The sequence below is a fragment of the Paraburkholderia sp. HC6.4b genome (genome assembly GCF_014200875.1).
GTDB lineage: Bacteria > Pseudomonadota > Gammaproteobacteria > Burkholderiales > Burkholderiaceae > Paraburkholderia > Paraburkholderia tuberum.
Window position 1 is genome coordinate 315,706 of record NZ_JACHDC010000001.1, and the last position, 13,263, is coordinate 328,968.

Here is a 13,263-nt window from a genome sequence, read left to right on the forward strand (position 1 = left end):
ATGACACCCAAGCCACAAGCCGCTATTGTCGGGATGGGAGATGCCTACGCGTCCGTGCGCGAGCGTAAGGATCCTCTGCAACTTGCGGTCGAAGCCACATACAAAGCGCTTGCAGATGCAGGTATAGGTAAGGACCAGATCGACGCGGTGTTTACCGGCCGCTCGCCTTGGGCCGACAAGCGCTCGCAGTGGAGCAACATCTTTTGCTCGCACATGCAGATGCCCGTGACAATCAATAGCGAAATCACCATGCATGGTGCAGGCCTGAACGCAACAGTTGCGATGGCCTCACAGATGATTGCTGCCGGCCGTGCTCAATACGTGCTGTGTCTGCAAAGCGATGCGACGGAACTCTTCGTAGATGCGGTCGCGATGGGCGCCGAAGCGGATGCTGATCCGCAATTCGAGATTCCATACGGTCCGACGATCCCTTCCCTCTATGCGCAGGCTGCCTGCCGCTACTTTCACGAATTCGGTATAACGGAAGAGGATCTGGCCGACGTCTCTATTGCCAATCAGAAATGGGCCGTGCATCACCCGCATGCCGCAAAGGCCCGGTTCGGCGAGATCGATCGCGACAAAGTGTTGGCATCGCCTTATGTTGCGACACCTTTGCGGCGTTGGATGTGTTCTACCTGGGGCGGGGGCACGGGCGGTGCCCTGGTGGTCACCTCTGTGGAAAACGCAAAAATAGCGCGCGATGCGGTGTATGTGATGGGCTATGGCTCAGCCACCACGCACGAGTACCTAGGTGATCGCGTAAACATGCCGCGCTGTCGATACGAAGCGCTCGGGCCTTTCCCGAACCTCACCTATACAGCCACGGCCGAAGCTGCGCGGCAGGCATACCAGATGTCGCAGCTTGCCCCGGCGGACATCGACATGGCGCAGATCTCGGTCAACTTCGCGCACATGGGCCCGATCATCATGGAAGACCTCGGCTTCGCTACGAAGGGACAAGGAATCAGCCTCTATCGTGAGGGCCGCACCGGCATTGACGGCGACTTGCCAACCGACACAAATGGAGGCTGGCTGTCCTTCGGTCAGCCTGGCATCTCCTGCAATATGGACAGCTATATCGAGGCAATCCGTCAGTTGCGCGGTCAAGCACTCGGGCGTGCCGCAAACAAGCGCCCGCGTACCGTGCTAGTCCAGGGATCGGGTGGCATGCTCGCAGCCGGAAGCGTAACCATCCTCTCGTCCAACACCTGAACGGCCCGCGAACAAGGAGCATAGCGTGAGCACCGAAACGCATTCCCCCAACGGTTGGCCTCAGCCGTATCGCCTGCTCGATGCGCAGCCCTATTGGGAAGCGCTACAAGAAGAGCAACTCAAGTACCAGCGCTGCGCGGGCTGCGATCGGGCGGTTTGGCCTGCGCATTCGCATTGCCCGCATTGCGGATCGCGCTCGCTCGAATGGAAGCATTCAACCGGCCGTGGAACGCTTTACTCGTTTAGTACGATCATGCGAGGTCCAACACAGTTGTGGACCTCCATAGTCCCCTATACGGTCGGATTTGTACAAATGGAAGAAGGCTATTTTCTGTTCACGCAAATCGATGCGGCTGCAGAGGAAATGGCGGTAGGAAAAGGCGTCGAGGTGAAGTTCATTAGGCGCGGCGAGCAAACGCTGCCTATTTTTTCACTGATGCGCTAACCGGCGAGTGCGGCATATTCGCTTAGTCCTAAATCAAAAAGGAGTATTGATATGGCCGGTCCACTGTCGGGAGTACGCGTCCTTGACATGACGTCCAACATCATGGGCCCATATGCGTCGCTGTTGCTTGCCGACATGGGCGCGGATGTATGCAAGATCGAATCCCCGGAAGGCGATTCCACGCGCTCGGTCGGACCGGCGCGCAACAAGGGCATGAGCGTCACTTTCCTGCACGCGAACCGCAACAAACGCAGCGTCGTGCTCGACCTGAAGAAAGACAGCGGTCTTGCCGCCTTGAAGCGCATGGTGTCTACGTCGGATGTGCTCATGTACAGCCTCAGGCCGAAGACGATGGGCAAGCTGGGTCTCGCTTACGAGGATGTTTGCAACATGAACCCGCGCTTAATCTACTGCGGTGCTTTCGGCTTCGGCCAGCGCGGGCCGTATGCGGATCGGCCCGCATATGACGACTTGATGCAGGCGGCAGTCGGAATGCCGGTATTGCAGGCGCGCAAGTCGGGGCCGCCGCAGTATGTGGCATCTGCTTTCGCCGATCGCGTTGTCGGAATGGCTATGTCCAATGCGATTGCTATGGCGCTCTACTACCGTGAGCGGACCGGTCGCGGTCAGGCCGTTCAGGTTCCCATGTTCGAAACGTTCGCACATTTCGTGTTAGGCGACCATCTGTATGGTCACACATTCGTTCCGCCCATCGGCGACTGGGGGTACGAACGCATGATGAGCCCGGAGCGCAAGCCTTACCGCACGCTCGATGGTCATATCGGCGTGAGCGTATATACCGACCGCCATTGGCAGCGCTTCTTCGAGATAGCCGGCCGGCCTGAAATGGCAGCCGATCCCCGCTATGGGACACTGCCCGCACGGATGCAGCACGTCGTCGAACTGTTCGAATTCCTTGCGCAGATTTTCGAAACAAGGTCGACCGACGAGTGGTTAAGACTGCTCATTGAGGCGGACATTCCCATTGTGAAGATGAACACCCCGGAAACACTTCTGGACGATGAGCATATGAAGGCCGTCAGTTTCTTTTCCGTGCAGGAGCATCCCACTGAAGGGTCGATCCGCACGCTAGGAATCGCGCAAGAATGGAGTGAAAGCACGCCAGAAATGCGCTACCCCGCACCACGTCTGGGCGAACACACCGTTGAGGTGCTGCGTGAATACGGACTCGCGCAGCAAGAGGTAGAGGCCGCGCTCCGTGATGGCGGCGCTCGCGCAGAAACCCGGGATTCAAGTGAGGAGCTGAACCATGCACAATGAGTTACCCCTGTCCGGCGTGGTCGTCGTTGAGTTAAGCGATAACGCATCGCTGCCTTTCGGCGGCCAGACGCTCGCCGGCCTCGGCGCGCAGGTGTGGAAAGTGGAGCGCCCCGGCGGCGACGCAACTCGCGGCTGGGGGCCAAGCAAATGGAAAGGCAGCGGCGCTGCTTTCCATTCCCTTAACCGAGGGAAACACTCAATCTGCGTCGACATCAAAGATCCCGAGCAACTGGAAATGCTCAAGGACTTTATACTCCGCCACGCCGACGTGTTCACGCATAACCTGCGGCCGGGTTCGGCAGGTCAATACGGCCTTGATCCGGAGAGTCTGCGAGCCCGCAAGCCGGAACTGATCTGCTGTGAAGTCGGCGCGTTCGGGCATGTCGGCCCGATGAACAAAGAACCCGGCTACGATCCGCTAATGCAGGCTTTCTCCGGAATCATGAGTCTCACTGGCGAGAACGGGCAAGCTCCATCCCGTGCCGGCGTGTCCATCGTGGACTTCGGAACGGGCATGTGGACGGTGATCGGTATTCTCTCTGCACTGTACCGCCGCAAGGTCACCGGCAAGGGCGCTACCGTCAATTCCTCGCTTCTCGAAACGGCCATTGCCTGGATGTCCGTCGGCATCGCGAATTACTCCACCGACGGTGAGCCTGGCAGTCGCCACGGCTCGGGCATTGCGTTCATCGTCCCACATCGCGCATACACTACGCAGGATGGCTATCTCATCGTCAGTTGCGCGAATGATCGCCTGTTTGGAAAGCTGAGCGAGGCACTCGGTCACCCCGAATGGGCGACGGATCCAAAGTTCGCGACGAATGCCGGGCGCCTGCAGAACCGGGCCGAAATCGACGGCCTCATCGGCGATCGGCTGGCCACCGACACCCGCGCATATTGGAAAAAACAGCTGCAAGCCTATGGTGTCGCATCGGCACCTATCCAGACCACGGCCGAACTGATCGCGCACGAGCAGACCAAGGCGTTGGGCATTCTCGGCAAGCCGTCGCCCGACGAGATCGAGTGCGTCGGCGTGCCATTGTCGTTCGATGGCCAACGGCCGCCGCCGCTTGCGTCCGCCCCGGATGTAGGCCAGGACAACGACCGAATGCATGCACTGCTGGAAGCGGCGCAGGCGAAGTAACGGCTTGCACGCCTCATTCAATTTCACGCAAGGATTTCACATGACTCAAAACGAAGCTCCCGACGCCAGTCGTCTCTTTGCCGAGTTTGTTACCACGACGCGCTTCGAAGATCTGCCGGCCAAGGCGGTTGCCAGCACTAAGCGCTCGATCTTCGACACGGTGGGCGTCATGCTCGCCGGCGGCGGCCCGGGCGCCAACGCGCAGCGCATCGTGCAGATGCTCTCACGCTGGGGTGGCACGCCTTCGGGCACCGTCATTGGACACGACGTGTGCCTGCCCGCGCCTCAGGCTGCGTTCGCGAATGCGGCGATGGCGCACCAGTACGACTTTGACGATGTGCATGACGAAGCGGTAGCACACCCGACGAGCAATTCGTTCGCTGGGGCGTTGGCCGCGGCCGAGGAAATACCCGGATCCACTGGGCGCGAACTTCTCTCTTCGGTCTTGCTGGGCAATGAGATCGTGTGCCGGGTCGGCCTGGCGATCAAAGGGTCGCTATATGACTACGTCTGGATCTGGCCGGCAGTGGTGGCGATCTGGGGTTCGACGACTGCGTCCGCACGGGTGATGGGCCTCAATACACAGCAACTTCAGTCTGCCTATGGGCTGACGCTGCACCAAACCGGCACGACCTTGGAGTGCCATCACGGCCCCGGCTCCGACGTGCGGGGCTTTCGCGATGGCTTCGGTGCACGCAACGGGGTGACCGCCTCTTACATGGCCAAGGCTGGCCTGCGTGGCGACGCTGCAGCCTTCGAAGGGAAGTACGGCTTCTACGGCGCGTTCTTCCGCGGCGAATACGATCGTGAGCGCCTGATAGGCGGACTTGGAGAGCGCTACGAGGCGGAGCGGATATCAATCAAGGCATGGCCGTCGGCGCGCGAGACGCACGCGACACTGCAGGCACTGATCGAAGTGCGCGAGAGGCAGAACATCGATCCCGCGTCGATCGAGAAGGTGGTGCTTCGCGTGGGTGAGACGAATCTTCGATTTTGCGAACCGGGCGAGGCGCGGCGACGCCCGACCGTGCGAATGGACGCGCTATGCGCCCTGCCGTTCTGCGCGGGCGTTGCATTGGCCCACGGAAGTGTGCCGTTGGCCGCGTTCTCCGACGAAGGCATGGTCGACTCACGCGTGCTCGCGCTGGCCGACCGTGTGACCTGGCAGGTCGACGAGTCGCTGTCCGAAGGCACGGTCGAGGGCGGCGACGTCGAGGTGCATCTTAAAAACGGTCAGACGTATCGTCACCAGGTTCGCCACGGCATCGGGCATCCAGACTTCCCTATTTCCGACGAGTTGCTCGTTCGCAAGTTCATCGATTGTGCGGCCCTTGCGCATCGCCGTCCTAGCGACCTCAAGGTTCGCAAATTCTGGGACGTTGTACAAAACCTCGAGAATATCCAAATAGACGAATTCTCCGCGGCGATTCGCTCGTTGACAGGAACCTGACCGGCTAGCGGGCGGCGCGTCGGCGTTGCGCTGCTCGGGTCTGCTTTTTTGACTCGCCGGAGCAGCGGACCGGGGCGGCTCCTCCGGAAACACACGAGCAGGCGCCTCTCGTTACCCCTCTGCGGAGGTTAAGTTGATATGAGCAAAGTTGAGTCGCAATCTCCTATGTCTCCTACCGTCCTGGTTGACGACAGCACGGAGCACGTCCGCATCATCACCTTGAATCGTCCTGAGCGTATGAACTCCTTCGACGGTTCCACGCTCATCGCTTTTAAGTCCGCGATCGACGAGTGCGCAGACGTCGAACGTGACGTCCGGGTCGTCGTCATCCGTGGCGCAGGGAGGGCATTTTGTGCTGGCAATGATCTCAAATGGCTCGCGAGCGGTGTCATCAATGACGTAGCGGCACATATGGGCCACCAGGATCTGATGCAAGCGACGTTTGAAGCGCTGGAAGCAGTGCCCCAAATTGTGATCGCGTGCGTACACGGCTTTGCGCTCGCTGGGGGCTTCGAACTCGCACTGTCGTGCGACATCCTCATAGTCGATGAACAAGCAGAGATGGGCGACGAACACATCCGGCGCAACCTACTTCCAGGTGGCGGAGGGTCGCAGCGCTTGCCGCGCAAACTCGGCCTTTCTCGCGCGCTGTTCTACCTTCTCACAGGCCGGCGTATGACAGGCATCGAGGCGGAGCGGATCGGCCTGGCATCTCTCGCCGTGCCCGCCGAGAAACTGGAGTACGAGACCATGCAAATTGCGACAGGAATGGCGCAAACTGATGCCCGAGCGCTGGCTTCCATGAAATCTGCCGCTCGCAGGGGCCTTGAACTTCCGCTGAAGGAAGCGTTATGGCTAGAGCGGTGGACCCAATACCGATATCGGATTGCATCACCCGCGCTTGCTGACGGCGTGCAAATGTTTGCAACACGCGCGCGTAGCGAACGCGAGTAATGATTCGACTTTTCCCGCCACGATATCCGCGCCCGAATCATGTGTGGTGTTGTGCCGGACTCGAACTGACAGCAGTTAAACGATAACGTGCATGGTCCGTTTGATAATGGGCTGCGCCAAGGCATTGCACCTGCTCAAAATCCATTGGAGATGACTTTTCAAGCGAGCGTTGACCAGTGAGATAGTCGCGCCCCAGCCAAGCAGAACGGTACCGTCCCATTAGCCAGCGGCGTCATCGCGCTGTAAATGAGACAAATCGACCTCCTGCACCTGGTTTTCTCGGCATAAAGGGACGTCCACGGTGCCAAAGCCGATTCCGCCTTGGCACGAAGAAGTCTTTGACGAGATCGGATTCCGACTAGCCGACTCCTACCGACACGGATAGGAAGATCGTCATTTGCTCGACTGACAACCGGGCGCACGCTGCGCAACTACCGCGGCCTGAAGGTGTCGTTAAGGGAAAGGCCAGAACTCTACCTTTCGAATGAATTTATCGTATCCCGCAGATATTTGCGTGTAATGCAGGCGACGTCATGGGGAGTGCGTTCCCAGATGTAACTCGCTTTTAAGGCGCACCCCAAGTTACATAAATCGGAGGAGACTATGAAACGGCAATCATTGCGCGTACTCGGCGCAGCTTCTATTGGAAACTTTGGCGAGCTTTATGACTTCGCTATTTTCGGCTTCTCTGTGCCTATCCTTGCAAGGTATTTTTTTCCTGGAACAGATCGAACAGCCGCTTTGCTTAGCACTTTCGCTGTGTATGCTGTTGCCTTTTTTGCCCGTCCCATTGGTGGGATCCTCTTCGGCTATGTGGCGGACAGATTAGGCCGCGTGAAGGTCCTCACTTTCACCGTATGGTTGATGGCAGGTTCCACCATGATGATCGGGCTATTGCCGACTTATCAGAGCCTTGGTCTAGCCGCACCGGTATTGCTCGTCGTTTTCCGCATTGTTCAAGGCCTGGCAATCGGCGGTGAGACGTCGGCCAGCAACAGTTACGTGATTGAATCAGCGCCCGATGACCGCCGAGGCGCGTGGATTGGTCTAACCACGTTGTTTTCGTTTATGCCAAACGCGTTCGTCGCCGTCCTGCTGTTTGCGCTGCAAAGCGCTATTGGCGAAGCCGCGTACAGTGACGGCATCTGGCGAATTCCTTTCCTTCTAGGCGGCTTGGTGGGCGTTGTTGGCTTTTGGCTCAGAAGCAGCCTCGATGATCCGGAGGAGTTCAAGCAAGCGTCCCAAAAAGCACGGTTCGATAATCCGCTGGTTGCTGCGACACGCTCGGGATTGAAGTGTATGCTGCATGTCGTTCTAGTGATGCCTGTCCTGGCGGTTGGCGCATACGTGCTACTGGGCTTCATGTACACCTTCTTGGTCAGGGAGGCGCATCTGAGACCGACGGTCGCGCTGTTATGCAATGCCGCCGCTATCATGGCCTCCGCAATCTGCCTTTATCTTTCCGGAAGGTGGAGCGATCGCGTCGGACGGAAAACTGTCTTGACGATCGGCGCCGCTTGCGTAGCTATAACTGCCTACCCGGCAGTGCTACTTTCCACTTCGGGCTCGACTCTCGGCACACTGATTGGCCAGATTGTGCTGGGCATCACGGTCGGCATCTATGGCGGAGCTGCATTTACAACGATGACGGAGTTGTTTCCAACGTCCTTTCGGACCACTGGGCATGCCATTTCCTACCAGTTAAGCGTGGCGGTTTTCGGAGGCACGGCGCCTTTCATAGCCGCCTGGCTCATAAGCGTTTCCGGCTACTCCACGGCCGTCGGTGTGTACCTTGCGATTATCGGAACTGCAGGATTGATTGCCGTCCAGTTCATTCCTGAGACAAGAGGAGTAAGTTTGCGGACGTCGGTAACCGCCAGTTTGGTTGCATCTAGTCCCCGTGCCTGAAAGTTGTCGTCGCCTATGTTGCGCAACGCGGCCGCTCCCTTTGGAAGACGGCAAAAGAACGCCATCTGCAGGGGGTCGAAGGCCCCGCCCGGCAACATCGCGGCTAGAACCGCGATTCGAGCTTTCCAATTCGATATGCTCCGTCCTATACGTGCGGAGCGTCTATGGGCGGCCAATGGCTCGAGACACGTGTGCGACGGGGTTTGCCGCTGTCCGGCGTTCATGGAACACGGGAGTACGTCAGTCGAAAATCCGTCGGCCCCGACAATCACGCAGTATGTACCGGCGGTCCCAATGAAGCGCTTTGTGCAGCCACTGGTCGGGCGTCTGTCGCGCGAGCTGCACAAAGGAAGCGGTTTTCGCGGCGAAGAGCGGGCACGGCGATCAACGTTATCCATGCAGGCTTTGGTGCAAGGGCGCAGCCTGAATTCCCGGTCGACCGCAGACTATGCAACGAAGTTGCGGCGTGAATTGGGTCGGAGACGTCGGCGAACCGACGGATCCACATCGCGACTCAGCGAGACCGTGGGATCGGGCCCGCCACCGGTATGCTGATCTGTGCCTGAGCACGCGCATTCGCCGGCTGCGAATCGAAGCTTCGTAAATCACAAGTTGGCGCACAAGAATAAGCGCTTACACTTCGAGTCAGTCGGTGGCGTTTAACTGAGATTCAGTCTGTGGGATTGCAATGCACGTGCACGATTGCACACTGAAAGACCAGCCGCCCCGCCCTGCCTCGCAGATCATTGTCTTCTACGGCGGCCTAGTATCGTTCGGCCGTGGACCCGTTGAAAGAGCTGCGCAAACCGAGTTCCGCGTACGCTGCGCTGATGTAATCCAGTGCAACTTGCTTGTCAGTCCCGCCTGGCCTAATGAGCGAAATCATTCCTGCGCGCCGGCGAATAGCAAGCAGTAGTCGCGCCGAATGTCATTCGTGATTGGATCAACACGAGTACCAATATGAACCGAGTAATGGATAGCGATCTTCAGGACCCGAGCAAAGTACCCGACGTGCTGGCAGTCGTCAATGACCCGCGAAGCGTCTACACGGCCATCGAAACGCGTTTTTGCTGCCGAGCCTTCCTGCCGAAATCGGTGGAACGTGCGACGATCGAGCGCATCTTGCGTGCGTGCAGTTGGTCGCCATCCGGTTCGAACACCCAGCCGTGGAAAGTTTACGTCGTGCAAGGCGCGAGCCGCGATGCACTCGTAAGCAAAGTGTGCGCCGCCCACGACGCATTACGCGACGATCCTTCGCTCGCGTCGGTCTACCGGGAAGACTACCCCTACTATCCGTCTGAGTGGAAGTCGCCGTATATCGAGCGGCGACGCGCGACAGGGTTTGGACTTTACGACGCGCTGGGCATCCGCAAGGGCGACCGAGACAGGATGCATGCTCAACTCCAGCGGAACTACAAATTCTTCGACGCTCCTGTTGGCATCTTCTTCACCAACGAAAAGGCGATGGCGCAGGGGGCGCTCGTCGATACGGCCATGTTCGTGCAAAGCGTGATGATCGCGGCGCGCGGCGAGGGGCTGCACACTTGCGTGCAGGCGGCATGGAATCCGTTCTCGTCAATAGTTCTGCCGCACATCGGTGCAACCGAAGAGCGGCTGGTCTGCACCCTTTCGCTCGGCTACGCTGACGCGGGTGCAGTCGTCAACGAGTATCGTCCCCAGCGCGAGGATCCAAGCGTCTTTACGCGCTGGCTTGAGAATTGACATTTGCCAAGGCCATGACAACCGAATTATCGCCTGCGCCTTATAAGGTCATCGGCTTGCGTGGAGAGAACTCGATCATCGTCGTGTGACCCGTCATCAGTGCGGGTGCGAGCGCACCTTCTAAAGCGGTTCACCCGCTTTCTGAGCACCGCCGCACTTCGAGTGTGGTCTCGGGCAGCCGCCTGCCACTTGCCGCCTGCGTCGGAGTCAGCCTCGACATCGCCGTGTATATTAGCTAATTGTCTCAATTGCGGAAGCACGCTAGATTGGATGACAACTGAGCCAGTCGAGATTCCCTTGAATCAATATCGTAGCCTGCAAAACCTAAGCACGATTATCCGGCCCGGCGATACTGTGCTATGGGGACAAGCGCACGCTGAACCGGTAACGCTCATTCGCGCGCTCGTCCAGCAACGAGCAGCATTCGGACGGCTTAGATTGTTTATTGGCATCGGCGTAGCGGGAATCCTCCAGCCGGAACATGCCGATGCCTTTGACTTCCTTTCCTACTGTGGGACGGGTGAAAACCGCAAGCTCGCCGAGGCCGGAGTGCTGGATTTTTTGCCGGTGCACTACTCGCAATTGCCGCGCATGATTTGCAGCGGTCAGTTACATGCCGACGTCGTGTTTCTCCAAGTTTCGAAACCGGATGCTTTGGGGCGCTACAGCTTAGGGCTGGCCCGCGAATATGTCTCCGAAGCCGTCCGTCACGCGAGAAGCATCGTTGGCGAGGTGCATCCAGATGTCCCGTGGACTTACGGCGGTCCTTATCTGCGCGATCACGACTTCGCGTTGCTTGTCGACTCAACCTCGCCGCTTCCGATCAGTGCGAGACCGCTTCCCAATCCCGTCGAGACAGAGATAGGTCGACATGTCGCCGGTCTCATCGAAGACGGAGCCACATTGCAGACAGGTATCGGGTCCATCCAGGATGCAGTCCTCACACATCTCAAAGATCATCGCGAGCTGGGGGTCCATTCTGGAAGCATTGGCGAGGGAATCGCTTGCCTTTGCGAAGCGGGCGTCGTGACCAACTCTTGCAAAAGCATCGACGCCGGCCTGACCATTGGTGGGACCTTAATAGGCGGGGCACCTCTCCACCGCTTCGCACACTTGAATTCATCGCTTGAGTTACGTGGAACGGAATACACGCACGATCCGTCGGTGCTGGCCGGTATTGAACGCTTCGTCGCGATCAACTCAGCCATCGAAGTAGATGTAACTGGCCAGGTTAACGCTGAAGTGGCAGGCGGGAGTTACGTCGGCGGCGTCGGAGGCATTGGCGACTTCCTGCGCGCGGCGCAAACCAGTCGCGGCGGCGTGCCTATCATTGCGCTACCCTCGGCCGCCGGCATACGCAGCGGCGTCGTGGCATCACTTTCTGGACCGGTGACTGTACCCCGCAGCGACGCATGCGTGATCGTGACGGAGCACGGGATCGCTGATCTCCGCGGTTTGTCAATCGCCCAGCGCATTCCTCGCATGCTCGCCATCGCGGATCCCCTTCATCGTGAGGCGTTGGAACGCGAGGTCCACGCGCTCATGAAGCACGCCTGAACAGCAGCAGTGCCTCCGCTGAACTCAGTTCCTTCAACGGGAAAAGTAAGCTGTCAGGCGTCGACGCCTTTCCGGCCAAGGGTTGAAGTAGCAACGAATACGTCGACTAATCTGGTGCGCCGACTCCGGAACGGAGGCCACGTTGGACTCGCTCAGGATGCCGACACGGGCTAACGCCGGACGAGGCTGCGAAGCTGATTTCTGACTGCAACCTCTCGCTATTGTCTCCGACCGTCAGCAAGAGTTGAGGCGCCGATTCGTATCCGATGCAGTTGCGTGCGGTCAGTCCGCGGGCGCGCTCACCAACCAGCCCCGAGACATGACGTCCAGATCTGCGAGCCATCGTGCGGCTCTGGAGCGTAGCTACAGGCGTGGCGCCATATACATGCTCCGATAGGGATTAACGCTCATGGTAAGCGAGAGGTTCTCAGCGGAAACTACGTTGCATAGGATCCGGCGGTACGACGGGGCGGTATTATCAGGTGTTCTCGCTGATCGTTATCTGGGCAATGAATTCCTTTAACAGACTGCATTTCATTCGGCAGGTCGATTTGTTCACTTTGCGGCTGTTTTTGTCCGCAGTGGAGGAACGTCAGATTGGCTTGGCCGCAATCCGTGAAAATATTGCTGCCTCCGCCGCGACGAAGCGAATCCAGGATTTAGAAGAGATTGCAGGCATCAAACTGCTCGAGCGCGGTCCAAAGGGTGTCGTACCAAGTCCCGCAGGACAAGTCCTCGTGGACTACATTCGTACTGTCTTCTCCAAGTTCGATGACATGAGAGCGGAGATGACCGCATTCAGCGAAGGCGTGCGCGGCACCGTGACTATCGCTTCCGCTCGATCGATCATTGCACCTTTCCTGGCGCGGGAGCTGGGCGAATTCGCACGTGAGTTTCCGCTCGTCGATCTCATCGTAAATGAGGTAGAAAATAGCGAAATCCCGAAGGCTGTGGCGCAAGGCGAAGCCGACATCGGCGTTTTCGCCGCTGCGCCTGGCCTGGACCTAGATGGGCTTGCTGTCGTCCCTTACCGCAAAGACCGCATGGTTGCAGTTGTGCCCGGCGGACATCACCTTGCACAACGGAAAAGCATCTCGTTTGAAGACTTGTTGCCCGAGAACATCATTGTCGCCGGCGCCATGCTCAGTGCTTTTCGTGAGGCGGCAAAACGGCTCGGACGCGAGTTAAATATTAAATATAGCGTACAGAGCGCGGGCGTGGCAATGAGCCTCGCACAGGCCGGTCTTGGTGTTACCGTGCAGCCTGAGTGCCTGCTGGACATCAAGTTATTCAGTGAAGTCGCAGCGGTGAACTTCACGGAGCCTTGGGCCAATCGCTCGATAGATATCGCGACCGCTGGGAGCCGCTCACTGGGGCCAGCGGTGCGTATGTTGCTAAAGCAGTTGCTCGATCGCCCGCCTGAGACGCCCTCCATCGTTAGCATAATTCGGTGATGAACAAGCGCTGGCGTACGGGCGGTCGGCCAATGGCGCCGGGCAAACTGGCGCGGTTACGATCCGCGAACAGCATAAACGGTTCGTTGTTCGCGCCGCAGCCCCTGCAAGGCTGACCACATGCATTGAACCGTGC

General features: G+C 58.7%; 10 protein-coding genes. All 10 read left to right on the top strand.

What is annotated here, in order from left to right:
- The 10 genes from HDG34_RS01355 (at position 1) to HDG34_RS01400 (ending at position 13,127) form a co-directional block, all read left to right on the top strand.
- Positions 1-1,212, top strand: coding sequence for a thiolase family protein (locus tag HDG34_RS01355; protein WP_184057110.1), 1,212 nt, complete (start codon positions 1-3; stop codon positions 1,210-1,212).
- Between the two features lie 25 nt (positions 1,213-1,237).
- The gene (locus HDG34_RS01360; RefSeq protein WP_184057112.1) at positions 1,238-1,657 is read left to right on the top strand and encodes a Zn-ribbon domain-containing OB-fold protein; all 420 of its coding nucleotides are present in this window, start codon (positions 1,238-1,240) and stop codon (positions 1,655-1,657) included.
- A 51-nt stretch (positions 1,658-1,708) separates the two neighbouring features.
- Positions 1,709-2,938 (top strand): CaiB/BaiF CoA-transferase family protein, encoded by a 1,230-nt coding sequence (locus HDG34_RS01365; RefSeq protein WP_184057114.1) that lies wholly within the window; start codon positions 1,709-1,711, stop codon positions 2,936-2,938.
- Positions 2,928-4,082 carry a CaiB/BaiF CoA-transferase family protein gene (locus HDG34_RS01370; protein ID WP_184057116.1) on the top strand — a complete coding sequence of 385 codons (1,155 nt, stop codon included), beginning with the start codon at positions 2,928-2,930 and terminating at the stop codon, positions 4,080-4,082. The genes HDG34_RS01365 and HDG34_RS01370 overlap by 11 nt, the downstream gene beginning before the upstream one ends.
- Before the next feature lie 40 nt (positions 4,083-4,122).
- A complete protein-coding gene (locus HDG34_RS01375) occupies positions 4,123-5,532 on the top strand; it encodes an MmgE/PrpD family protein (protein WP_184057118.1) in 1,410 nt (469 codons plus the stop codon).
- 165 nt (positions 5,533-5,697) lie between these two features.
- Positions 5,698-6,486 carry an enoyl-CoA hydratase/isomerase family protein gene (locus tag HDG34_RS01380; RefSeq protein ID WP_184057384.1) on the top strand — a complete coding sequence of 263 codons (789 nt, stop codon included), beginning with the start codon at positions 5,698-5,700 and terminating at the stop codon, positions 6,484-6,486.
- A gap of 603 nt (positions 6,487-7,089) precedes the next feature.
- Positions 7,090-8,394: an MFS transporter gene (locus HDG34_RS01385; protein ID WP_184057120.1), complete on the top strand. Its 1,305-nt coding sequence runs from the start codon at positions 7,090-7,092 to the stop codon at positions 8,392-8,394.
- 960 nt (positions 8,395-9,354) lie between these two features.
- On the top strand, positions 9,355-10,116 hold the full coding sequence (locus HDG34_RS01390) for a nitroreductase (protein ID WP_260320966.1): 762 nt from the start codon (positions 9,355-9,357) through the stop codon (positions 10,114-10,116).
- A gap of 270 nt (positions 10,117-10,386) precedes the next feature.
- Positions 10,387-11,673 (top strand): acetyl-CoA hydrolase/transferase C-terminal domain-containing protein, encoded by a 1,287-nt coding sequence (locus HDG34_RS01395; RefSeq protein ID WP_184057124.1) that lies wholly within the window; start codon positions 10,387-10,389, stop codon positions 11,671-11,673.
- A 509-nt stretch (positions 11,674-12,182) separates the two neighbouring features.
- Positions 12,183-13,127, top strand: coding sequence for a LysR family transcriptional regulator (locus HDG34_RS01400; protein WP_184057386.1), 945 nt, complete (start codon positions 12,183-12,185; stop codon positions 13,125-13,127).
- Positions 13,128-13,263 lie beyond the last annotated feature (136 nt).